At 62.4% G+C, this 21,839-nt stretch carries 23 protein-coding genes and 1 pseudogene; 17 read left to right on the forward strand and 7 right to left on the reverse strand.

Annotated features, from left to right (window positions below):
• Positions 1-23 precede the first annotated feature (23 nt).
• From EJ076_RS14525 to EJ076_RS14555, 7 genes are all read left to right on the forward strand, one after another.
• A complete protein-coding gene (locus tag EJ076_RS14525) occupies positions 24-908 on the forward strand; it encodes an ABC transporter permease (RefSeq protein WP_126068342.1) in 885 nt (294 codons plus the stop codon).
• On the forward strand, positions 905-1,777 hold the full coding sequence (locus EJ076_RS14530; protein ID WP_126068343.1) for an ABC transporter permease: 873 nt from the start codon (positions 905-907) through the stop codon (positions 1,775-1,777). The genes EJ076_RS14525 and EJ076_RS14530 overlap by 4 nt, the downstream gene beginning before the upstream one ends.
• Positions 1,762-2,841 (forward strand): ABC transporter substrate-binding protein, encoded by a 1,080-nt coding sequence (locus EJ076_RS14535; protein WP_126068344.1) that lies wholly within the window; start codon positions 1,762-1,764, stop codon positions 2,839-2,841. Before EJ076_RS14530 ends, EJ076_RS14535 begins: the two co-directional genes overlap by 16 nt.
• A gap of 171 nt (positions 2,842-3,012) precedes the next feature.
• On the forward strand, positions 3,013-3,621 hold the full coding sequence (locus EJ076_RS14540) for a cupin domain-containing protein (RefSeq protein ID WP_126068345.1): 609 nt from the start codon (positions 3,013-3,015) through the stop codon (positions 3,619-3,621).
• The gene (locus EJ076_RS14545; RefSeq protein ID WP_126068346.1) at positions 3,611-4,696 is read left to right on the forward strand and encodes an ABC transporter ATP-binding protein; all 1,086 of its coding nucleotides are present in this window, start codon (positions 3,611-3,613) and stop codon (positions 4,694-4,696) included. Before EJ076_RS14540 ends, EJ076_RS14545 begins: the two co-directional genes overlap by 11 nt.
• A 281-nt stretch (positions 4,697-4,977) precedes the next feature.
• Positions 4,978-5,607 (forward strand): 2'-5' RNA ligase family protein, encoded by a 630-nt coding sequence (locus EJ076_RS14550; RefSeq protein WP_126068347.1) that lies wholly within the window; start codon positions 4,978-4,980, stop codon positions 5,605-5,607.
• A gap of 133 nt (positions 5,608-5,740) precedes the next feature.
• Positions 5,741-6,094 carry a nuclear transport factor 2 family protein gene (locus EJ076_RS14555; protein ID WP_109662086.1) on the forward strand — a complete coding sequence of 118 codons (354 nt, stop codon included), beginning with the start codon at positions 5,741-5,743 and terminating at the stop codon, positions 6,092-6,094.
• 100 nt (positions 6,095-6,194) lie between these two features.
• Here EJ076_RS14555 and EJ076_RS14560 read toward each other — a convergent pair whose 3' ends face one another.
• Together EJ076_RS14560 and EJ076_RS14565 are read right to left on the reverse strand one after the other, a co-directional pair.
• On the reverse strand, positions 6,195-6,674 hold the full coding sequence (locus tag EJ076_RS14560) for an SRPBCC family protein (RefSeq protein WP_109662088.1): 480 nt from the start codon (positions 6,672-6,674) through the stop codon (positions 6,195-6,197).
• On the reverse strand, positions 6,671-7,027 hold the full coding sequence (locus EJ076_RS14565) for a metalloregulator ArsR/SmtB family transcription factor (RefSeq protein ID WP_126068348.1): 357 nt from the start codon (positions 7,025-7,027) through the stop codon (positions 6,671-6,673). The genes EJ076_RS14560 and EJ076_RS14565 overlap by 4 nt, the downstream gene beginning before the upstream one ends.
• 169 nt (positions 7,028-7,196) lie before the next feature.
• Between EJ076_RS14565 and EJ076_RS14570 the strand changes: the two genes are divergently transcribed.
• Positions 7,197-7,532, forward strand: a complete 336-nt coding sequence (locus tag EJ076_RS14570) for an ArsC family reductase (protein ID WP_245463049.1) — start codon at positions 7,197-7,199, stop codon at positions 7,530-7,532.
• A gap of 98 nt (positions 7,533-7,630) precedes the next feature.
• Here the strand turns inward: EJ076_RS14570 and EJ076_RS14575 are convergent, their stop codons facing one another.
• The 3 genes from EJ076_RS14575 to EJ076_RS14585 form a co-directional block, all read right to left on the reverse strand.
• The gene (locus tag EJ076_RS14575) at positions 7,631-7,984 is read right to left on the reverse strand and encodes a DUF488 domain-containing protein (protein ID WP_109662096.1); all 354 of its coding nucleotides are present in this window, start codon (positions 7,982-7,984) and stop codon (positions 7,631-7,633) included.
• 18 nt (positions 7,985-8,002) lie between these two features.
• On the reverse strand, positions 8,003-9,259 hold the full coding sequence (locus tag EJ076_RS14580; RefSeq protein WP_126068349.1) for an aminopeptidase: 1,257 nt from the start codon (positions 9,257-9,259) through the stop codon (positions 8,003-8,005).
• Positions 9,260-9,343: 84 nt separating this feature from the next.
• Positions 9,344-10,258 carry a LysR substrate-binding domain-containing protein gene (locus EJ076_RS14585; RefSeq protein ID WP_126068350.1) on the reverse strand — a complete coding sequence of 305 codons (915 nt, stop codon included), beginning with the start codon at positions 10,256-10,258 and terminating at the stop codon, positions 9,344-9,346.
• On the opposite strand from EJ076_RS14585, the gene EJ076_RS14590 reads away from it, so the two are divergent.
• From EJ076_RS14590 to sbmA, 3 genes and pseudogenes are all read left to right on the forward strand, one after another.
• Complete coding sequence (locus EJ076_RS14590) at positions 10,235-10,579, forward strand: hypothetical protein (protein WP_348639819.1); 345 nt, start codon at positions 10,235-10,237, stop codon at positions 10,577-10,579. The two genes, EJ076_RS14585 and EJ076_RS14590, sit on opposite strands and share 24 nt — an antisense overlap.
• A gap of 118 nt (positions 10,580-10,697) precedes the next feature.
• Complete coding sequence (locus tag EJ076_RS14595) at positions 10,698-11,858, forward strand: YbfB/YjiJ family MFS transporter (protein ID WP_126068351.1); 1,161 nt, start codon at positions 10,698-10,700, stop codon at positions 11,856-11,858.
• Between the two features lie 113 nt (positions 11,859-11,971).
• Positions 11,972-13,233 (forward strand): annotated as a pseudogene (gene sbmA, locus EJ076_RS14600) (peptide antibiotic transporter SbmA).
• Between the two features lie 36 nt (positions 13,234-13,269).
• Here sbmA and EJ076_RS14605 read toward each other — a convergent pair.
• Positions 13,270-14,277, reverse strand: coding sequence for a polysaccharide deacetylase (locus EJ076_RS14605; protein ID WP_126068352.1), 1,008 nt, complete (start codon positions 14,275-14,277; stop codon positions 13,270-13,272).
• 212 nt (positions 14,278-14,489) lie between these two features.
• Here EJ076_RS14605 and EJ076_RS14610 point away from each other — a divergent pair, with 212 nt between their 5' ends.
• Positions 14,490-15,155: a tetratricopeptide repeat protein gene (locus tag EJ076_RS14610; protein ID WP_126068353.1), complete on the forward strand. Its 666-nt coding sequence runs from the start codon at positions 14,490-14,492 to the stop codon at positions 15,153-15,155.
• Positions 15,152-16,585, forward strand: a complete 1,434-nt coding sequence (der, locus tag EJ076_RS14615) for a ribosome biogenesis GTPase Der (protein ID WP_126068354.1) — start codon at positions 15,152-15,154, stop codon at positions 16,583-16,585. Before EJ076_RS14610 ends, der begins: the two co-directional genes overlap by 4 nt.
• Before the next feature lie 31 nt (positions 16,586-16,616).
• On the opposite strand, the gene EJ076_RS14620 is transcribed toward der, so the two are convergent.
• Positions 16,617-17,534: a LysR substrate-binding domain-containing protein gene (locus EJ076_RS14620; protein WP_126068355.1), complete on the reverse strand. Its 918-nt coding sequence runs from the start codon at positions 17,532-17,534 to the stop codon at positions 16,617-16,619.
• A 118-nt stretch (positions 17,535-17,652) separates the two neighbouring features.
• Between EJ076_RS14620 and EJ076_RS14625 the strand changes: the two genes are divergently transcribed.
• From EJ076_RS14625 to EJ076_RS14640, 4 genes are all read left to right on the forward strand, one after another.
• A complete protein-coding gene (locus EJ076_RS14625; RefSeq protein WP_126068356.1) occupies positions 17,653-18,945 on the forward strand; it encodes an MFS transporter in 1,293 nt (430 codons plus the stop codon).
• Between the two features lie 149 nt (positions 18,946-19,094).
• The gene (locus tag EJ076_RS14630; protein WP_126068357.1) at positions 19,095-20,279 is read left to right on the forward strand and encodes a cell wall hydrolase; all 1,185 of its coding nucleotides are present in this window, start codon (positions 19,095-19,097) and stop codon (positions 20,277-20,279) included.
• Positions 20,280-20,533: 254 nt separating this feature from the next.
• Entirely contained in the window at positions 20,534-20,941 is a 408-nt protein-coding gene (locus EJ076_RS14635; protein WP_126068358.1) for an AtpZ/AtpI family protein, read from the forward strand.
• A 59-nt stretch (positions 20,942-21,000) separates the two neighbouring features.
• Positions 21,001-21,759: a F0F1 ATP synthase subunit A gene (locus tag EJ076_RS14640; RefSeq protein ID WP_126068359.1), complete on the forward strand. Its 759-nt coding sequence runs from the start codon at positions 21,001-21,003 to the stop codon at positions 21,757-21,759.
• The last annotated feature ends 80 nt before the right edge of the window (positions 21,760-21,839 follow it).

The following is a 21,839-nucleotide window of genomic DNA, read 5'->3' on the forward strand; positions in this document are numbered from 1 at the left end:
TCAAAATTCCGATAGGCAGGTCGATGTCGACCCTAGTTGCAACACCAGTGCCAGAGCCCCGGTCTTCTCAGGGCTTCCGGTTCGCCATGCTGCTGCCGGGCGCGCTGGTCACTTTCCTGCTGATCCTGTTTGCCCTCGGCCTCGTGCTTTTCCTCGCCTTCCGCACCAATGACGGTTCGCTGCTCGGCGCCGGTTTCACCGTGGCGAATTTTGTCACGGTCGTGTCCGATCCGCTGTACTGGACGGTGACGCTGCGCTCGCTGGTCATTGCCGCCCTGGTCACGCTGGCGACCGTCGTTACTGCCTATCCCGTCGCCTACTACCTTGCCTTCCACGCCGGCCGGCGGCGCGGGCTATTGCTGTTCCTGGTGACGCTGCCGTTCTGGACCAGCTATCTCCTGCGCGTTTTCGCCTGGAAGATCGTGCTCGCCTACAATGGCGTGCTGAACTCGGCGCTGATCGAAAGCGGCATCTGGTCCGAGCCGACATTGGCTTTTCTCAACACGCCGGCCGCCGTTGTCGTCACGCTGGCGCACGCCTACGCGCCGTTTGCCATCCTGCCGATCTATGTGGCGCTGGACACCATACCGAAATCGCTGGTCGAGGCCGCTTCCGATCTTGGCGCGCGGCCATTCACCTCTTTCCGCCGTGTCGTGCTGCCCAATTCGATGCCGGGCGTGCTGGCGGCAGCCCTCGTCGTCTTCGTGCCGACGGTCGGCGATTATGTCACGCCGGCTCTCGTCGGCGGTCCGGCCAGCACTATGATCGGCACATTGATCCAGGCTGAGTTCGGCAAGGCCAATGACTGGCCGTTTGGCGCAGCACTCTCCGTCGCCGTTATGCTGGTCATCCTGTGCGTGGTGCTGGTCGCGCGCTTCGCCGACCGCAGATTCGGCAGCCGCACATGAGCGAGGGGCGGCACACACAGCGAGGCGGCGGCTGGCTTGGCGCTTACGTCATAGCCTACCTGGTCTTTCTCTATCTGCCGGTCCTGCTGATCCCGCTGTTTTCCTTCAACAACTCGATCCAGGCAGCGTTTCCGCTGCAAGGCTTTACCGTGCAATGGTACGCGACTTTGTTCGGCAATTCGGCGCTGACCAATGCGCTCTTGAACAGCCTCGTCATCGGCGCCATTGCCGCCACAGGTGCTACGCTCTGCGGCATCACCGTGTCCTACATGGACCTCTATGGCCGCTCGCCGCTGGCCGCCACCATCAGCGCCATCGCCCGGCTGCCGATCCTGATCCCGGGCGTCATCGTCGGCATATCGCTGCTGATCCTTATCAACCTCATCGGTCTGGGGCCATCGCGCATCGCCATCGTTCTCGGCCACATATTGGTGGCGCTGCCGACGACAGTGGTGATCATGCGCAGCCGCTTCGCCGCCATCCCGAAAACCATCCGCGAGGCGGCTCTCGATCTCGGTGCTTCCGACTGGACGACCTTCCGGCGGGTCATGCTGCCGCTCAGCCTGCCGGCCATCGTTTCGGCCTTCATGCTGGCCTTCCTGATCTCCTTCGACGAATTCATCGTCGTCTTCTTCCTGGCCGGCACCGAGCCGACGCTGCCGCTCTACATCTGGAGCCAGCTGCGTTTTCCAAGGTCGCTGCCGACGGTCATGGCGCTGGGCACGTCGATACTGGCGGTGTCCTTCGTCATCGCCGCGGCAGCCGAAATCCTGCGCCATCGCGGCCTGTCCGCCACGGCGCCAAGACCCGCGAATCCATCACAACCAAAACAAACCAAGAGAGGAGAACTGCAATGGCATTCGACCTGAAATCTGGCGACCTGATATCCGGAAAAATGGCCCGGGCCGGACTGGCCGCCCTGGCATTGGCGCTGTCGTCGACCGTCGCTTTCGCCGGCGACAAGCTGCAATATTTCACCTGGTCGGGCTATGAACTGCCCGATTTCAACAAGAGCTTCCTCGCCGCGCACCCCGATGGCGTCGAGGCCTCGATCTTCGGCGACGACGATGACGCCTTCACCAAGGTCAAGGCCGGCTTCCGCCCCGACATTGCGCATCCCTGCTATGACAAGGTGGCGCGCTGGAACAAGGAAGGCCTGCTGCAGCCGATCGACACCAAGCGCATCAAGAACTGGGATTCGATCTTCCCTGTGTTCAAGAACCTGCCCGACCTGCAGGCCGGCGACGGCAAGGTCTGGATGGTGCCGTGGGACTGGGGCAACACCTCGATCCTCTACCGCACCGATCTGGTGAAGAACCCGGAAGCGAGCTGGAACCTTTTGTGGGACAAGCAGTATGCCGGCCGCATGGCGACCATCGACGCGGTACATGACACGCCGATCGTTGCCGCGCTTCTGGCCGGCGTCAATCCGTTCGACATGACGCCGGAGCAAATGGACAAGGTGGCCGAGAAGCTGCGCGAGCAGCGCCCGCTGCTCTCCAACTACACCACCGACATGACCTCGGTCGAACAGGCGCTGGCCAGCGGCCAATTGGTCGCCGCCATGACCTGGAACGCGTCGGCCACCTCGCTCAAGAAGCAGGGCGTGCCGGTAGAGTTCATGAAGCCGAAGGAAGGCATGCTGACCTGGGCCTGCGGCTTCGTCATGCTCAAGGACGCCAAGAATGTCGATCTCGCCTATGACTTCATCAACAGCCGGCTGGACGCCGACTCCGGCAAATACCTGATCGAGGCCTATGGTTATGGCAGCTCGCTGAGTTCCGCCTTTGCCACGGTTCCGAAGGAGGAGCTGGAGAAATTGCAGCTGCCGTCCGATCCGGAGGTGATGCTGAAGACCACCATCTTCACCGGACCGATGAAACAGAATGACGACCTCGCCAAGATGTTCGAAAAGGTCAAGGCAGGCGGATAAAGCTCCCCCTTCTCCCCTTGTGGGAGAAGGTGTCGCCGTAGGCGACGGATGAGGGGTGCTCCAGGGAACACCGGCGTCTCACTCCGCTGGAACACCCCTCATCCGTCTCGGCGCTGCGCGCCGATCCACCTTCTCCCACAAGGGGAGAAGGTAAAACACGAGGACGAACGGATGGACATGCTGGACGAAGCGGCTGGGAAGCCGAAGGACGATGCCGATGTGCGGGTCGGCCGGCGCGTGCGGGCGCTGCGGCTCGAGCGCAACCTGTCGCTGGCCGATCTTGCCGCAAAAGCCGGGGTGTCTATCGGGGCATTGAGCCAGATCGAGCGCGGCATGTCCTCGCTGCGCGTCAAGGTGATCTGGCCGCTCGCCGCCGCCCTCGACATCGAGCCATCGGCGCTGATCGCCGACGGCAACGATGCGGCCAACGATCTCTATTGCGTGCGTGCCGACAAGCGGCGGCAAATCCCGGTGAAGTCGGAAGGCATCGCCAAGGCGCTGTTGTCGCCGCCGGGCGCGACGCTGACCGGCATGCTGGTGACGGTGGAAGCCCGCGGCGGCACCGCCGAGGCCTATGCGCATGCCGGCCATGAATTCGGCTTCGTGCTGGCCGGCGAGGTCGAACTGGTGGTGGATTCGACAAAATATGTGCTGAAGGCCGGCGACAGTTTTGCGTTCAAGAGCACGCTTTTGCATGCCTTCCGCAATCCGGGCGCAGAGCGCTGCCAGATCCTCTGGGTCAACACCACGAAGCCGTCCGAGGTTCGCGATGGCGCCTGATTCCCTTGTGCGGCTGCAGGCGGTGTCGAAGATTTTTCCCGGCGGCATCGTCGGGCTCGACGCTGTCGATCTCGACATTATCAGCGGTGAATTCATCACGCTGCTCGGGCCCTCCGGGTGCGGCAAGACCACCAGCCTGCGCGTCATTGCCGGCTTCGAAAGCCCGTCGAGCGGCAAGGTGTTGCTCGACGGTCGCGACATCACGGCCCTTCGGCCCTTCGACCGGCCGGTCAACACTGTGTTCCAGGACTACGCGCTGTTTCCGCATATGAATGTCGCCGAAAATGTCGGCTTCGGCCTGTCGCTGCGCAAGCTTTCCGGCAGCGAGCAGGCAAAGCGCACCGGCGAAGCCCTCGACATGGTCGGTCTCGCGGACAAGCTTGGCGCCCGCGTCTCCGAGCTGTCGGGCGGCCAGCGCCAGCGTGTCGCGCTAGCGCGCGCAATCGTCTGCGAGCCACGCGTGCTCCTGCTCGACGAGCCACTGTCGGCGCTCGATGCGCATCTGCGCGAACAGATGCAGGTTGAACTGAAGCGGTTGCAGTCGCGGCTCGGCACCACATTCGTCATGGTCACCCATGACCAGACCGAAGCGCTGTCGATCTCCGACCGTATCGTCGTCATGAACAAGGGACGCATCGAGCAGATCGCGCCGCCGGCGACGCTCTACGACCGGCCCGCCACGAAGTTTGTGGCGAGCTTCATCGGCACCATGAATCTCCTGCAATCACGGTTTATCGGCCGCGACGGCGATCGCCTGCGTTTCACTGCCGGCACCCTGCCGCTGGAGGCCGTCGCTGAAACCGGCCAGTCACCCGGGCAAGGCGAGATGCAGACCATTGGTGTGCGCCCGGAGGATTTGCTGGCGATGACCGAAGCAGCGCCCGGCACCGCGCCGGCGCGCGTCAACAGCATCGTCTTTCACGGACGCACGCTGCGCCTCCATGCCGAGCTCGAGCAAGGCGCAGCTGTTGTCATCGATGCACCGCGCCAGGCCGAGGGTTTTCAATTCAGCGCCGGCGACGTGGCGCATATCAGCCTGCGCCGTGGCGCCAACTGCCCCATCCTGCCAGGTTAGTTCATCGATACCTGAAACGGAGCACACGTCGCACGGCGGCTACAAGCAGTCGGGCAACGGTCGCGAATATGCCGACTGGGCGACCCACGATTTTCTCGAGGTCAAGGGCATCATCGGCTACGGGGCGTAGGCTTCAAGTCCAACTCAGCTTCTTCAACCGTTGAACTCGCGGGCGCTGATGCGGAAAGCACCAACGCTCGCTTCGTTTTTGCTTTATTTGTTCCCTTTTTGTTCTAAAATTTCCAGCTTGGCGGAGGTGGGTGGCGCAAAGGAGGAATGACATGAATGAACTGCCCACATTCAACACAGCTGAAAACGGTCAAACATCTTTCAATTGGCAGGAGCGGAACAGGCGTCGTCGCACTGATCGGTTGTTCTTCTGTCACCTGATGGAAGGCACCATCGCCGACCCTGTCGCTCTACAAGCGACCGCTTGGCGCCAGGAACTCGGGCTGAAAGGGAAAATAATTGCCAATCACATCTCGCTTGTTGGACTCGGCGACCATGACGGACTGCCGGACGGCTTGGTCGAACTCGCTCACCACATCGGCTCGATGATTGTCGCAAAACCATTCGACGTTTCTTTTGATCGTTTGTGCGCTTTTGGCGGTGGCGCGCTTGTTTTACGCAGCAGCGACGGCAATCCTTCGCTGCAAGAGTTCTGGCGAAACCTCACGGCAGTGATTTCGGATAGCCCGTTAAAGTTCTTTCTCACAAAGTCCATTGAACCGCATATCACGCTGCTTCGCGACAAAGTGGGAGTGCCCAAAATTCGCGAAAGGGCGATTAACCCCATCAGTTGGACAGTGCGGGGTTTTGCGCTCGTCCATAGCTTCATCCAGGAAGGTCGGTACGATGTGCCTCACCATTGGCCATTGACGGGCCAGGACGATGCCCGGCCCGCGATGTAAACGCCTTAAATCATCGTCACATGGTCCGCGCGACCATCATCCTGACACGACTTGTCAGCTACCGCGCGGACTGACGATGGCCGGCCAGCAAATCGTTCCCTATTTGCAGTGCGTCTGAACAGGAGGAACACAAATGACCATCGCGGAAATTGCCAAGGATTTCACCGAGCTGCTCCAGCAGGGCGATCATGTCGGTGCTGCCGAGAAGTACAATGCCGATGATATCGTCAGCCTCGAAGCCATGGAAGGGCCAATGGCCATCGCCCGTGGCAAGGAGGCGCTCAGGCAGAAGGGCCAATGGTGGCAGGAGAACAACGAAGTGCATGGCGGCTCGGTCGAGGGCCCCTATGTCAACGGCGACCAGTTCGCGGTGCGCTTCAAGTTCGACATAACGCCCAAGGCCACTGGCGAGCGTGTCACCATGGATGAAGTTGGCCTCTACACGGTCAAGAACGGCAAGATCACCGAAGAGCGCTTCTACTATTGAGGCGGAAATACCACCGGCTTTAGGGAGCCCGCTCTCTCTGCTGCTGGATTGGAAACAAGCATGACGGCCAGGACAACGTCCTGGCCGTCATGTGAGAAGATCAGATCGTCTTCACATACTGCGCAAGCTGATCGGCCACCGTGCCCCAACCGTCGAAGAAACCCATCTCTTCGTGGTTGTTGCGGGTCGCCTCGTCGCGGTGGATGGCGGTGGCGCTGTAGCGCGTGCCCCGGCCATCCGGTTGGAGGGAAATGACTGCGGTGATGAACGGCTCTCCAGACGGCCGGTAGCCCGGCAGCAGTGCGTCCGTCCAAACCAGCCGCTCGTTCGGCGCGATTTCGAGATAGCAGCAATGGCGGTCGTTGACCTCGTTGCCGTCAGGCGACTGCATGCGCGTCCGGAACAGCCCGCCCGGCCTGAGGTCGATCTCGCAGTCGGTGATCATCCACGGCTTCGGCGTGAACCACTGTTTGACATGCTCCGGCGTCGTCAAGGCGCGCCACAGCAATTCGCGCGGCGCGTCGATGACGCGCTCCAGCACGAGGTCCAGTCTGGGATCCGGCTTGAAGAGATAGCTCATTCTTCTTTCTCCTTGAGGGTCATCACATAGGCGTCGAACTGGTCGAGGCGGCGCTCCCACAGCGTGCGCTGTTCGGCCAGCCAGTTTTCGGCGAGCTTCAATGGCTCGGCTGCCAATTGATAGGTCCTGACCCGGCCGGTCTTTTGCGAGCGCACCAGTCCGCAGATCTCAAGCACCTTGAGATGCTCGATGAAGGACGGCAGCGCCATCTCGAAAGGCTCTGCGAGTTCGCTGACCGAGGCTGGACTGCGGTTCAGTCGCTCCACAACGCGTCGCCGCGTCGGGTCGGCAAGAGCGCGAAAGATGCCGTCGATCGTTGGAGGGCCGGGAGTTGCGGTCTGAAGGCTTGTCATGGTCGGTGTCGAGGCGCTGTCAAAAGGGGCCCGATATACTTAGGAAAAATCCTTAGTATTGGCAAGGGCAAAACCAAAGGCACGCCGCAGAGCGCTGGCAAAGCGCGCAGAGCGTCCTTAATCTGCGATCAGATTCGAAATCCGAAGGGCCACTGTTTTGACGATCACGATGTACGGCATCACCACCTGCGACACGGTCAAAAAGGCGCGCGTCTGGCTGGAGGGCCATGACGTGGCGTACCGGTTTCACGATTTCAGGGCCGAGGGGCTGGACGCCAAGCGTCTGGATGGCTGGGTCGGAAAGGCCGGCTGGGAAAGGCTGCTCAACAAGGCGAGCACGACGTTCCGCGAGTTGCCGGACAAGGACAAGCAGGGCCTCGACGAAAAGAAGGCCAAAGCGCTGATGCTGGCTAAGCCGACCATGATCAAGCGACCGGTGCTGGAGGTCGGGGATCGGGTTCTGGTTGGATTCAAGGCTGATGTTTATGAAGCGGCAGTGAAGTAGCGTAGCGAGACGGCGACGCTGCCAATCTCCCCCGCAAGGGTGGAGATCAGATGTAGCCACGGCTTTCGCCGATGGCCGGCGTCGCAGACGTAGGCGCCTCAGCCCGTGCGCAAATACCCTGCCAGCGCCACCGCATTGTTGTGGGCTTCGTCATGCGCGCCATAGAGCAGCGTCACCTTGCCGTGGCGAAGCAGGCCAAGCAATTCACCCACCGCCTCGCCATTTCCATCCAGCTCAGCGCCATAACGCTCCTGAAACTCCGCCCAGCGCGCCGGCTCGTGGCCGAACCATTTGCGCAACTCGTCGCTCGGCGCGATGTCCTTCAACCATAATGCCAGCGCGGCGTCCTTCTTGCTGACACCGCGCGGCCAGATCCGGTCGACCAGAACCCGCTGCCCGTCATCGGGAGCGGGTGGCTCGTAGATACGCTTGACCGCCAGGTCGAAGGTCATCGGCCCCTCCGCAAGTGGTCAGGCCCACTCGCCCTTGCGCATCACTGGCACCTTGCGGCCGTCCTTGTGAACGCCGTCAATGTCGATCTTGTCCGAACCGATCATCCAGTCGATGTGGATGAAGCTCTTGTTGCCGCCGCGCGCCGCGATCTCGTCCTGGCTGAGCGAGGCGCCGTCGACGAAGCACTTCGAATAGCACTGGCCGAGCGCGATGTGGCAGGCGGCGTTCTCGTCGAACAGCGTGTTGAAGAACAACAGCCCGCTCGCCGAGATCGGCGAGGAATGCGGCACCAGCGCCACCTCGCCGAGGCGGCGCGCGCCCTCGTCGGTGTCGAGCACTTTCCTCAGCACGTCCTCGCCTTTCGATGCCTTGGCCTCGACGATCCTGCCCGCCTCGAAACGCACCGAGATCTCGTCGATCAGCGTGCCCTGGTAGGAGAGCGGCTTGGTCGAGGAAACATGGCCCTCGACGCGCTTTGCATGCGGCGTGGTGAAGACCTCTTCGGTCGGGATGTTGGGATTGCAGGTGATGCCGTTCTTGGCGGTCGAGGCGCCGCCCATCCATTCATGGCCGTCCGCCAGTCCGACGGTCAGGTCGGTGCCCGGTCCGGTGAAGTGCAGCGCGTGGAAACTATGGCCGTTGAGCCATTCGGTGCGGCCGCGAAGCGCTGCATTATGCGCCGTCCAATTGCCGATCGGGTCCTCCACATCGACCCGCGAGGCAGCGAAGATGGCGTCGGCAAGCTTGGCTACAGCTACGTCGTCGCTGTCTTCCGGAAAAACCTGCCTGGCCCAGGCGAGGTCCGGATAGGCGACGATGTTCCAGTTGATGTCGAAGCCGGTGATCTTTTCCAGCGCCGGCTGGTAGGCCATCGAATTGGCCTTGTTGGCACGTGCCACTTTCGCCGGATCCTGCGCCGACAGCAGCGACGGATCCTCGCCGCGTACGGCCAGCCTTGCCGCATTGTTGGAAAAGGCCTTCGCCATGCCTTCATAAAGCCAGCCGGCGGCGCGGTCGAAGCTCGCATCGGCGCCGAAGCGGTAGCGCGCCAGCGTCATCTCGTCATCGTTGAAGATCGGCGTCACCAGCCCGGCACCGGCCTTGTAGGCGTGCTCGACGATCCGCCTGGTTAGCGGCAGCGCCGCGATGGACGACGTCAGCACCAGATCCTGTCCTGGCTGCAATTGCAGCCCGACCTTGATGGCAACTTCCGCCAGCCTGTCGAGCTTCACCGGGTCGATCGATGCGGAAACGCCGCGCGTATGTGTGGTCATGATCCTGCCTGCCGTAATGTTTTGATATGGTCTTACATAGACCGCAGTCCGCATCCTTTCCACCGCGATTGCGCTGGGCCAGACCTAGGCCGCGCTTTCAAGCGACCTGAACTGCGCCATCGTCGCCTCGATCTCCTCGCGGACCCAGACCTTGAAATCCCTGACCTTGCGGCTTTCAGACCGGGTGGCGGAGGTCACCAGCCAATAGCCGAGCCCACTCTGAGCGCGGATTCCGAAAGGCGCCACGAGCCGCCCATCGGCCAGCGCATCCGCGGTGAGCAATTGCCAGCCCAGCATCACGCCATGGCCGGCAATCGCCGATTCCAGGCAAAGCATCGGGTCGGTGAAACGCGCCCCCTTCAGGAAGGTGACCGGTGGAACACCAGCCGCCTCGAACCAGCTTTCCCAGTTGATCATCGCCCGCTCGTCGGTGATCGCGCAGGTCTGGGCAAGGTCCTCGATCGATTTCAGTTTCCTGGCTATCACCGGTGCGCAAACGGGGAAGACTTCCTGCGTCAGGAGCAGTTCCGCCCGCCCGCCAGGCCATTTGCCGTCGCCAAGCCGGATGGCGATGTCGATGTCGGAGTGATCGAGATCGGCCAGCCGCACCGACGCGTCGATGCGCAGCAGCACGTTGGGATGCCGCGCGAAGTGACGCGACAGCCTGGGCAGCAGCGATTTCGAGGCAAAGGCCGGCGCCACTGAAACCACCAAGGTGCATTGCGTCGCCTCGTCGGCCAGCGCCACGGCCTGGGCAAGCTCGCGAAACCCCGCGCCGAGGCGGGCCGCGAAGATGGCGCCGAATTCGGTCAGTACGAGACCGCTCGCCGTCCGCTCGAACAGCGCCTGGCCGAGCTGCTTTTCGGTGCGGCTTATCTGCTGGCTGACGGCGCTGACGGAAACGGTGAGTTCGCCGGCCGCCGCGGCAAGGGAGCCGAGACGGGCAACGGTTTCGACGGCGCGAAGGCCGTTGAGATGGACGCGATTGAGCATGGCCATTTGAGTTTTTCTAAACCGATCCGGCTGAAATCTCAATTGAAAGACATATCGAAACGGCAGACTTTATTGACGGGAGACAGGCCCACGGAGCCGGAAATGCTGAGGATATTGTCGTCGCTGAAGGTCTTGTTCGCCGCGAATACGCCGTATGAGCCGTGCCGTGAAGGCGAGACTCAGGGATGGCTGATCGATCCGCTTTCGCACCCAGTGCTGAACACCATGTCGGAGCGCGAACTTGGTGATGTGCCGTTCAGGCTGACGGCGCGGCGGACCGTGCACGAAACGACTTCATTGCGTGCCGCTCCCGGTGGACGCTGCTGAGCGGACGCCAAGGGTTCCGGCTTAAGCAGAAGTCGAGGCGATCGCGCCGCCTCGCGGTTGCGCTGGCCCAACAAAAGGCGGATTGTTTCACCGGCTCGCGCACTTATTGTGCGCTGCAATGATATCGCCCACCTCGACAGCGCTGCGCTACGCTTTCGCCGGCATGATTGCCCTGGCCGTCGCCATGGGCATCGGCCGCTTTGTCTATACGCCGATCCTGCCTGGCATGATGGAGGAGCTCCACCTGTCGCCGGCCGATGCCGGCTGGATCGCCTCTGCCAACTATCTCGGCTATCTCGTCGGCGCGCTGGCGGCGGCGGGCGGCTGGGCGCATGGGCGCGAGCGCCTGCTGATGCTGTCGGGTCTCGGTGCCAGCACTGTCCTAGCCGCACTGATGGGCCTGACTGACGCGATGGTCGCCTTTCTCATCATCCGCTTTCTTGCCGGTCTGGCCAGTGCCTTTGTCATGGTGTTCATGGCCAGCATCGTTTTCAGCCATATCGCCGCTGTCGGTCGAGGTGACTTGCAGGCCTGGCACTTCGGCGGCGTTGGCCTCGGCATCGCGGTGTCCGCGGCGATGATGGCTGTCCTGGTCACCGAACATGCCGGCTGGGCAGCAGGTTGGCTGTGGTCGGCGGCAATTTCGGCTTGCGGTTTCGTGGTCGTGGCGCTGCTGGTGGACGAGGGTCCGCTCGCCAATGGCGAACCTGGCCCTGAGCCGGCATTGCCGAAAGACCGGTCGCTGCTGAAGATCATCATTGCCTACGGCCTGTTTGGGTTTGGCTATGTGGTGACGGCGACATTCCTGGTCGCCATCGTCCGGCAAGGCGGCGGTAGCCGCGTCTTCGAGGCTGTTGTGTGGATGGTCGCCGGCCTTGCCGGATTTCCCTCGACCTGGCTCTGGCAGAAGATCGCCGTACGGATCGGACTCTATGTCGCCTATGCGCTGGCGTGTTTCATCGAAGTTGTCGGCGTCACGGCAAGCGTCGCCATCGGCGGACGCACCGGGCCGCTGCTTGGCGGCCTGCTGCTCGGCGTCACCTTCATTGCCATCACCGCGCTTGGTCTGCAGGCCGCACGGCAGCTGGCGCCAATGGCGCCACGCCGGATCTTTGCCGTGATGACGGCCTCATTCGGACTTGGCCAGATCATCGGTCCGGTTGCCGCTGGGTTTCTGGCGCAGGCGTCAGGTGATTTCTTCCTCGCCTCGATTGTCGCGGCCGGCGCTCTTGTCGTTTCCGGCGCCATCACATGGTCGGCTGCGCCAAAATCGCCATGATTGTGGGCTTGCTGTGCCGGGCATCGGGCACGGGCATTTTCTTTCCCACTAATGTGTGACTTTATGCCCGCCGTAGTCAGCTGATTTGCGCCTAGATCGAGGAATTCGCCACAGTGTTCGTATCCTTTTTCCCGCAGCCGAAGCTCTTCTTCACTTCGGCCGCCGTCTGGAGCCTTGCGGCGATCCTGTTCTGGTTTTTCGGTGGTGAGCAGTTGGGCGCGGTTTTCGGGCTGCCGCCAGCGGCAGCAGGCGCGCCGCCCATCATTGGCATCGCCATCCTCGTATCGAAGCCGTTCCTCTGGTTCTATCTCTACTTCGCGTTCTGCGTGCTCGTCTTCTACGCATTCTGGAGCTGGTATTCGCCGCATCCGTGGCAGCGCTGGTCGATCCTGATGACCGCGGTCATCCTGTTCTTCATCTATTTCAATGTGCAGGTCAGTGTCGCCGTCAACGCCTGGTACGGGGGCCGTTCTTCGACTATGTGCAGGGACTGATGTCGGGGACTGGGAAGTCGACCAACGGCGAATTTTACATCGGATTGGCCGATTTTTCGTGGCTAGCTCTGGTCGGCATGAATGTGCAGGTGGTCAATGCCTTCATCGTCAGCCACTGGATCTTCCGCTGGCGCACGGCGATGAACAACTACTTCGTCGAGAATTGGGGCAGGCTGCGCCATATCGAGGGTGCCTCGCAGCGTATCCAGGAAGACACGATGCGGTTCTCGCAGATCATGGAAGATCTAGGTTCCAGCTTCGTCCAGTCGATCATGACCTTGATCGCATTCCTGCCGGTCATGATCCAGTTGCAGGCCCATATCACCGAGTTGCCGATTATCGGTGCAATCCCGCAGCCATTGGTGGTCGCAGCCCTTGCCTGGTGTCTGTTCGGGACGATCTCGGTCATGATTGCCGGCCTGAAACTTCCAGGGCTGCAATTCCGCAACCAGCGTGTCGAAGCCGCCTATCGCAAGGAACTCGTCTACGGCGAGGATCACGCGGACCGAGCCCAGCCAGCCACCACTGCCGAACTGTTTTCGAATGTTCGTCACAATTATTTCAGGCTCTATTTCCACTACATCTATTTCAACGTCGTCCGTTACACCTACCTGCAGGCCGACAACATTTTCTCGCTGCTGATCCTGGGTCCGTCGCTGGTGGCGCACAAGATAACGTTCGGCGCGCTGAACCAGATTTCGAACGCGTTCGGCAAGGTGACGGGGTCGCTGCAGTTTCTGCTCACCTCTTGGTCGACCATCGTCGAACTGCAATCGGTCCACAAACGCCTGCGCGCCTTCGAGGCGACGCTGCAAGGCGAGCCGTTGCCCGATATCGACCAGCGCTATCTGGCAAGACAAGGCGCCGAGGATCCGGCCTAAAGACCGGGTTTTTGGAAATCGAACCGGGTTGGCGGCTCAGCCGCCGACCGAAGCCTGCTTCTGGGCAGCATCCTGGCGCGATATGTAGTCGCGAAAACTGATGCACTCGACATCCTGCTTGACGCAGACCTCGCCGGCAAAATGCTCCAGCGCGTTCCAGTAGGCGCCGTCATTCATCAGCGCGAAGTGGAAGCCGAGTTCCAGCGGAATGCGCTTGCCCGCATACTGCTTGTCGAAGGCGGCGCGGAAGGCGTCATAGGTCCGGTTGGCGAACTCGTCCGCCTTGCTTGGCCGCTCGAAGCCGCCGGAATGTCTGACATAGAGATTGTAATCCATGGCGATCACCGGCCTTGATTTCGGTCCTTCCGGAATCTGCGGTAGCGAAAAGTGCATGATGCCGTTGCTGGCCGCCGGCCGGGCAGGGCCCTGTGAGACGCCGCTCGCGTCGAACTGATAGCCGGCCGCCGGCAGCGCTTCATAAAGCGCCTTGCCAGTCGACAGATACGGCGCGCGAAAGCCGACAACCGCATGCCGCGCGAAATCGCGCCAGCCCTCGGGTTCGGGCGCAATGCCGTTGATCGCATAGGCGTTCTCGAGAATGTGCTCGAACGAACTGAACTCTTTCAGCCAGTCTGCCTTGCTCCAGTCCTTGCCGTCGAAATGGCCGCAGCCATGGCTGGCGATATCGTGGCCTTCATGCACGGCAAGGTCGATCTGCTCGAGCCGTTCGGTGACTTCCTGCTTCGAGGCGGCGAAGCCGATGTTGGATTTGCCGGCGCTTTTGCCGGGTGCGGTGTACTCCTTGCGTGTCTCCGGCGACAGCAGGAAGACGCAGGAGAGAAAATAGGTGAAATGCGCCCCGGTGCGCTGCGCCAGCGCCCGGCTGCGCTTCCACTGCGAAATGTCGCGGGCGCTGTCGAACGAGATGATGATGACCTGTTTCGGCTTTGCCGGCGCTGGTGGCGCGGGCGGATCGGCCAAAGCCGCACCGGCAGTGGCGAGCGCGGCGAGGGAAAACGCAACAACGCGGAACGGACGGTACATCGGAATCTGATCTTCACTCTGGGAACGTCTGCAAGCCGGCTATCGCCCAAATGTGGCGTGGGTGCGATTGGCCTTTTCGGCTGCTTGCCCGGGGCAAACATCCGTTTGCCCTCGCGAATAGGCGATTTTCCGGTTGAACCCCTTCCATGCCGACAAAATTTCGCTAAAACGCGGGCTGACAAAGGCCCGACCGGGCAGGAATGGTTTGATTGATGTCCGACGACAGTTTTATCCGTGAAGTCAACGACGAGATCCGTCGCGAACAGGCGCAGGCGCTGTGGGACCGTTTCGGCCCCGCCCTGATTGTCATTGCGATTCTCGTGGTGCTCGGCACCGCCGCCTTCGTTGGCTATCGCTATTGGGACGAGACGCGCGCCAACCGCTCGGGCGATGCGTTCTCGCAGGCGCTGAAGCTTGCCAATGACGGCAAGAACGACGAAGCGCTGACCGCACTCGATCAGTTGGAGAAGGATGGCTACGGCGCCTATCCGTTGCTCGCCCGCATGCGCGGCGCGACCGTCAAGGCCAACAAGGGCGACATCGACGCCGCCGTCAAGGATTTCGACGAAGTCGCCGCCGACACGGCTATTCCCCAGGGCATTCGCGACATGGCGCGGCTGCGGGCAGCACTTCTGCTTGTCGACCATGGCTCCTTTGCCGATGTCTCCAGCCGTGTCGAGGCGCTCACATCCGACACCAACACGCTGCGCCATACGGCGCGCGAGGCACTCGGCCTTTCCGCCTGGAAGGAAGGCAAGACCCAGGATGCGCTGAAACTGTTCGACCAGATCGCCGCCGATGACGGCGCCCCGCGCAACACCCGCGAGCGCGCAACGTTGATGTCCGAACTGATCCGCGGGTCGGGCAGTGCGTCGTGACCTTCAAAGTCGCCATCATCGGCAGACCTAACGTCGGCAAATCGACTCTTTTCAATCGGCTGGTAGGAAGGAAGCTGGCGCTTGTCGACGACACGCCGGGCGTCACCCGCGACCGTCGCGTCCATGCCGCCAAGCTTTACGACCTGCATTTCGATGTCATCGACACCGCCGGCTTCGAGGACGCGGGCGCCTCGACCTTGCCCGGCCGCATGCGTGCGCAGACCGAGATCGCCATCCGCGAGGCCGACCTGATCTTCTTCACTATCGATGCCAAGTCAGGACTGTTGCCTGACGACAGGACCTTTGCCGAGATCGTGCGCAAGTCCGGCAAGCCGGTCGTGCTGGTCGCCAACAAGGCCGAGGCGAAGGGCGCCCAGGGCGGCATGCTGGAGGCCTGGGAACTCGGCCTTGGCGAACCGATCCCGGTTTCGGCCGAGCATGGCCAGGGCATGCCCGACCTGCGCGACGCCGTGATCGGCGCGCTCGGCGAAGCGCGTGCTTTCGGCGAAGAAGATGGCGAAGACGAAGAAGTCGCTGCTGGCGAGGTTCTGATCGGCGAGGATATCGCCGACCCGGATGCCGAGCACACCTATGACGACACCAAGCCGATGCGCATCGCTGTCGTCGGCCGTCCCAATGCCGGCAAGTCAACGCTGATCAACGCGCTGATCGGCGAAGAACGGCTGCTCACCGGACCGGAAGCCGGCATCACGCGTGATTCGATCTCCGTCGACTGGGACTGGCATGGCCGCCGCCTGAAACTGTTCGATACGGCCGGCATGCGCCGCAAGGCCAGGATCCACGAAAAGCTGGAAGTGATGTCGGTGCAGGACGGCCTGCGCGCTATCCGCTTCGCCGAGATCGTCATCATCGTCCTCGACGCCACCATTCCCTTCGAGAAGCAGGATCTGCAGATCGCCGACCTGATCATCAGGGAAGGCCGAGCGCCGGTGATCGCCTTCAACAAATGGGATCTGATCGACCATCCCCAGGAGCTTCTGGCCGAACTGCGCGAGAAGACGGAACGTCTTCTTCCCCAGGCGCGCGGCCTCCAGGCCGTACCGGTCTCCGGCGAGACCGGGCGCGGTCTCGACAAGCTGATGGATGCCGTCATCAGGACCCACAAGGTGTGGAACAGCCGCGTCTCGACCGGCAAGCTCAACCGCTGGCTGGAAGGCATCCTGGCGCACCACCCGCCGCCTGCCGTGGCCGGGCGCCGGCTGAAGGTCAAATACGTCACCCAGGCCAAGACCCGGCCGCCGGGTTTCGTCGTCCAGTGCTCGCGGCCCGACGCGATGCCGCAATCCTATGTCCGCTATCTCTCCAACAGCCTGCGCGAAGCCTTCGACATGCCAGGCGTGCCGATCCGCATCGCGCTGCGCACGTCGGACAATCCCTTCGCAGGCAGGTCCAACAAGAAGCGAAGCTGATTGTCATCGGCGCCCCCTTGGTGCGCCATGATCACGCCACGCTGCGCAGGTCGCTGGCCCGCGTATTCTCAGGCAGCGCTTGCCGCGCGGCGTCCAGCAGGATGTCGGCGAGGCGGGCCGCCACCGGCTCGGCCTCGGCGTCCTTGCGATGCAGGAACAAGGACATCTTGGGCAGCGCCGGCAATCCGGCGATCTCAGGCGTCATCGCGCTGACGCTGGCCGGCAGGCCGATGTCGGTCCGGATCGTCAGCCCCAGCCCCGCCGCAACCGCTGCCCAGATGCCGCCAAGGCTCGGGCTGGAAAAGGCCATCCGCCACGACAGGCCGGCGCGGTCGAGCGTTTCGGTTGCCACCGTGCGCAACAGGCATGGCGCTTCGAGCGCCACCAGCGGCAGTGGCTCACTGTGGCGCAGGCTGGTCTCGATGCGCTTGGTCGGGCCGATCCAGCGCATCTGCACATCGGCGACGTGCTCGCTGTAAGGCAGCGTCTCGCCGCGGTGCCAGGCGAGCGCGATGTCGAGACTGCCTGACACGATTCGCTCGGCGAGTTCATGGCTGCGCGCGATCCTGGCTTCGATCTTGACCTTGGGATGCGCCCGGGCGAAGCGGCCGAGCACGTCCGGCAGCACCGCCTCGCCGAAATCCTCCTGCAGGCCGAGCCTTACCCAGCCCTCAAGCTCGACGTCATGGATGGCGGATGCCGCCTCGTCATTCAGTTCGATCAGCCGGCGTGCATAGCCGAGCATGGTTTCGCCCGCCTCGGTCAAGGCAAGGCCGCGTCCCGACTTGCGGAAAATCGGCGTCGCCGCCTGTTCTTCCAGTTTCTTCAATTGCGCACTGACCGCCGACGTCGACCGGCCAAGCCGGTCAGCCGCCTTGGCAAAGCTGCCCAACTCCATGCCGGTGACGAAACTGCGGAGGACGTCGAGGTCGAATGTCACGCGTCGCATATTGTTAGTCCTGCTTTTCAGGATGGTAAGTTTAAAAATTACTGATTTTAAGGATGAAACTACGGCGCTAGAAACAGACCGTCAAGGCCAGACCACTGGCCAGCACGGGAATGAAATCATGTCCGCCATTGTCAATTGCACTGACCGACAGAAGCCGGAACTTCTGGAAGATACCGGCTTCACCGGAAGAGCATTCAAGCCCGGCCATCGCTGGAAGGTCCTGGGCATCGGCGTTGCCGCCAATGCCAGCTTCTCCGCCACTTTCTCCGGCATACCGGCAACGGCGGTCGTGCTTCGTCAGGGCTATCATCTGGGCAATGCCGAGCTCGGCCTGGCACTCGGCCTTCTCGGGCTGGGGGTCGCGCTCAGCGAACTGCCCTGGGGCTTGCTCACCGACCGCTGGGGCGATCGCCGCGTGCTTTTGATCGGGCTCGGTGCGACGGCGGCGTGGCTCCTGGTCATGGCGATGCTGGTTGTCCCGACAAGGAGCGGCATTCCCGATGTCACGCTGCTCTCGGCGAGCCTGCTTATCACCGGACTGCTCGGCGGCAGCGTCAACGGTTCGAGCGGCCGCGCCATCATGGGCTGGTTCCGCGAAAACGAGCGCGGCTTTGCCATGAGCATCAGGCAGACGGCGGTGCCGCTCGGTGGCGGACTTGGCGCGCTTGTCCTGCCCTCGCTTGCCCTGGCTTTCGGCTTTGGCGCGGTGTTTGGGGTTCTGGCGGGCGCATCCGCTCTCTCTGCCCTGTTCGCCTGGCGCTGGCTGCACGAGCCGCCGACGGCGGGCGAGGGCCATCTCGCTTCGGCAACTGTGGCCGGACCGGCGCCGCTGCGCAATCCGGACGTCTGGCGTATCGCGACCGCCATCGGCCTGCTCTGCTTTCCGCAAGTGGCAGTGCTCACCTTCGCCTCCGTGTTCCTGCATGACTTTGTCGGACTGGGAACGGCAGCGATCAGCGGGAGCCTCGCCGCCGTGCAGATCGGCGCCATGGTCATGCGCATCTGGAGCGGCCGCTTCACCGACCGCCACGGCAACCGCCGCCAGTTTCTTCGCTTGTGCAGTGCGCTCAGCGCGCTTGCCTTCTTGGTGCTTTGGCTGCTGGTTCTGGCCGGTCCCGCCATGCCGGGCGGACGGTTCTTCCTGATGGCTGTCCTTCCCGTCGTGCTGATTGTCGCGGGCATCTCGGTCTCCGCATGGCACGGCGTCGCCTATACCGAGCTTGCCACGCTTGCCGGTGCCGGCCATGTCGGAACCGCGCTCAGCCTTGCCAACAGCTTCGTTTTCGTCGGCTTCTTCCTGGTGCCGGTGGCCATTCCGGGGCTCTTGCACCTCTGGTCATGGTCCGGCGTCTGGCTGTCGGCCGCCATCTGCGCACTGCTCGCCTGGCCGATCTTCCTGCGCCCGGCCTGAGTTCGCATGCCGGCCGCAAAACCGCCCGACTTCGGAACCACCACCTCCAGCCGATCAGGAAAACCCGATCGAACCCGTTAACGTCCCATCAAGGTTAATGCATCATTTTGCTCTCCAGTGGGGTCTGTAGCGTTCCTGGAGAGAGTTCCGTGCATCGACGTGTGTTGAAGCGGCTTGTTGCCGCCGCCGGTGAGAGAAGACGTGGCTTTCTGACCCCGTTCGTCATCGGTCTCGGCATCTGGATCGGCTTTCCGACCGTCGCCGCCTACCAGGACATGACGAGCCTCGTCTCCGGCCTCGAAGCATCGAGCACGCGCTGGAATTCCTATGTCGAGAAATCCGTCGCCGGCTCGACCCATGCGGCCGAGATGCCTTTTGTCGATTCCGACATCACCGGCTCCATCTCCGGATCGGGCGTCCATCTGGCCGGCGTCGGCAACGTGTCGTTTCGCGGCAAGGGCGGCAAGGTCAGCGGCACGCCCGACGAGGATCGCGTCGTGCGCGCCGAGAAGAAAGGGCGCATCGTCCAGATGTCTCCCGTGGCGCCGCCGAAGAACTTCAATGCCGGCTCGATCTTCGAGCGCACCTCTTCCTTGCTGCGGCCCAGCATGGACAGCGGCCTGAAGATGGCCTTCGCCAAGCCGCAGATCAAAGGCAAGGAAATCCAGATTGCCGCGGCATTCCATGCACGCGAGGACAAGAAGCCGGATCCCGGCGTGCCGGCCATGCTGGCAGCCCTGGTCAACAATGACCATCCGGACGTGCTGGCGACCGCCTATGCGCAGTCCGAGCCCGACTATGCCAAGGCATCGCCCTTCGAAGCCCTGCTTCAGGACGAGCAGCCCAACGACGGCCGTTTCATTCCGCCGATGACCAAGGGCGATCATTCTTGGATCCAGAACCCGCTGCCCGCCAGTGTCTTCTCCAAGAAGGAGCAGGCATGCCTTGCCAACGGCATCTATTTCGAGGCGAGGAGCGAGTCCGTGCGCGGTCAGGCCGCTGTCGCCCAGGTCATCCTCAATCGCGTCCGCAACCCGGCCTATCCGAATTCGATCTGCGGCGTCGTCTACCAGAACGACAGCTGGTTCAACCGTTGCCAGTTCTCCTTCGCCTGCGACGGCAGGAAGAAGCGCATCGACAGCCCTGTCGCCTACAAGACTGCCCAGGATATTGCCATGGCCGTCACCGCCGGCAAGATCTTCATCCCGGAGGTCGGATCGTCGACCCACTACTACGCCCAATATGTCCATCCCGTCTGGGCGCGCACGATGCAGAAGATGACCAAGATCGGTCTGCATATCTTCTATCGGACCTATGGTGGCGGCTGGAGCTGAGCGCGCAACAGCCGCTGATCTTTGGCGCGCCGCGCAGTCGATCGAAGAGCCATTGCCCGGGGGATTCGCGCCATGCATCCCCATCATCGCGGCGGGCACGATGTCGCACCTTTATAACTATTTGATTTTGTTGCCTAAAATACATGGCAATGAACTTCCGCCCGTGGCTTGACGGGCGCAAACCCTCTAACTATGTTGCCGGCGACTTTAGAAGCGGACGGACGGTGACGGTCTGACCGGGCAGGGGGGTTGCGATGGCCGACAAGAATGGGCCAGACGGAACCGGAGAAACCGGCCGCGGCAAGCAGCATGAGCCCGACATCCGCGATGACGATCTTGAGCGCCGCCGGCGTGACCTTGAAGCTTCGCTTGCGACAAGGCGGCCGGACCGGCTCGAGGGGAAAGACGACGCGAAAGCGGGCAGTGCGGCCGGTTATGGCCAGGCGGTCAAACTCTCCAGCGAATTTATCGCTGGCGTGGTGGTGGGCGCCGGCATCGGTTGGATCATCGACCGTATGGCGGGGACATCGCCGTTGGGTCTGATCGTTTTCCTGCTGCTTGGTTTTGGCGCCGGCGTGCTCAATGTCATGCGTTCCGCGGGCGTTGTGGCAGAATTCGGGCAGGGCGACAAATCGCGCCGTGACCAAGACGACGAGAAATGACCGCGCTTCATGTGCGGTAATGCTAACGAGGCCGTACGCGGCATTGACGGGGTTTGAACGTGGCAGCTGACAAGGTCGATCCGATCCACCAGTTCCATATCAACAAGCTGATTCCGATCGACATCGGCGGCTACGACCTGTCTTTCACCAATTCGGCGCTGTTCATGGTCACAACCGTGGTCGTCGCGGCTGCGTTTCTGTTTCTCACGACCTCGAGCCGCAGCCTGGTTCCCGGCCGACTTCAGTCGGTCTCCGAGATGGCCTATGAGTTCGTCGGCAACATGTTGCGCGACGCCGCGGGCACGCAAGGCATGAAGTTCTTCCCGCTTGTGTTCTCGCTGTTCATGTTCGTGCTCGTCGCCAACCTGCTCGGCCTGTTCCCGTATTTCTTCACCATCACCAGCCACATCATCGTCACCTTCGGCCTTGCCGTACTGGTGATCGCAACCGTGGTCATCTACGGCTTCATGAAGCATGGTTTTGGTTTCCTGAAGCTGTTCGTACCGCATGGCGTGCCGGTCTTCCTGCTGCCGCTGGTGGTGCTGATCGAGGTGATCTCCTTCGTGTCGCGCCCGGTCAGCCTCTCGGTTCGTCTGTTCGCCAACATGCTCGCCGGCCACATCACGCTGAAGGTGTTCTCCGGCTTCGTCGTCAGCCTGAGCGCGCTCGGCGCGGTCGGCGTCGCTGGTTCGATCCTGCCGCTGGCCATGGCGGTGGCGCTGACGGCACTGGAACTGCTGGTCGCCTTCCTGCAGGCTTACGTCTTTGCCGTGTTGACCTGCATGTATCTCAACGACGCCCTGCACCCCGGGCACTGACCAAGAGTTTCCGGCCCAAGAGTTTTCCAACATTGGCGCCGGATGGAATCGCAACGGAATTTTAGATCCAAAGGAGTTGA

Origin of the sequence: Mesorhizobium sp. M7D.F.Ca.US.005.01.1.1 (assembly GCF_003952545.1) — a bacterium.
GTDB lineage: Bacteria > Pseudomonadota > Alphaproteobacteria > Rhizobiales > Rhizobiaceae > Mesorhizobium > Mesorhizobium loti.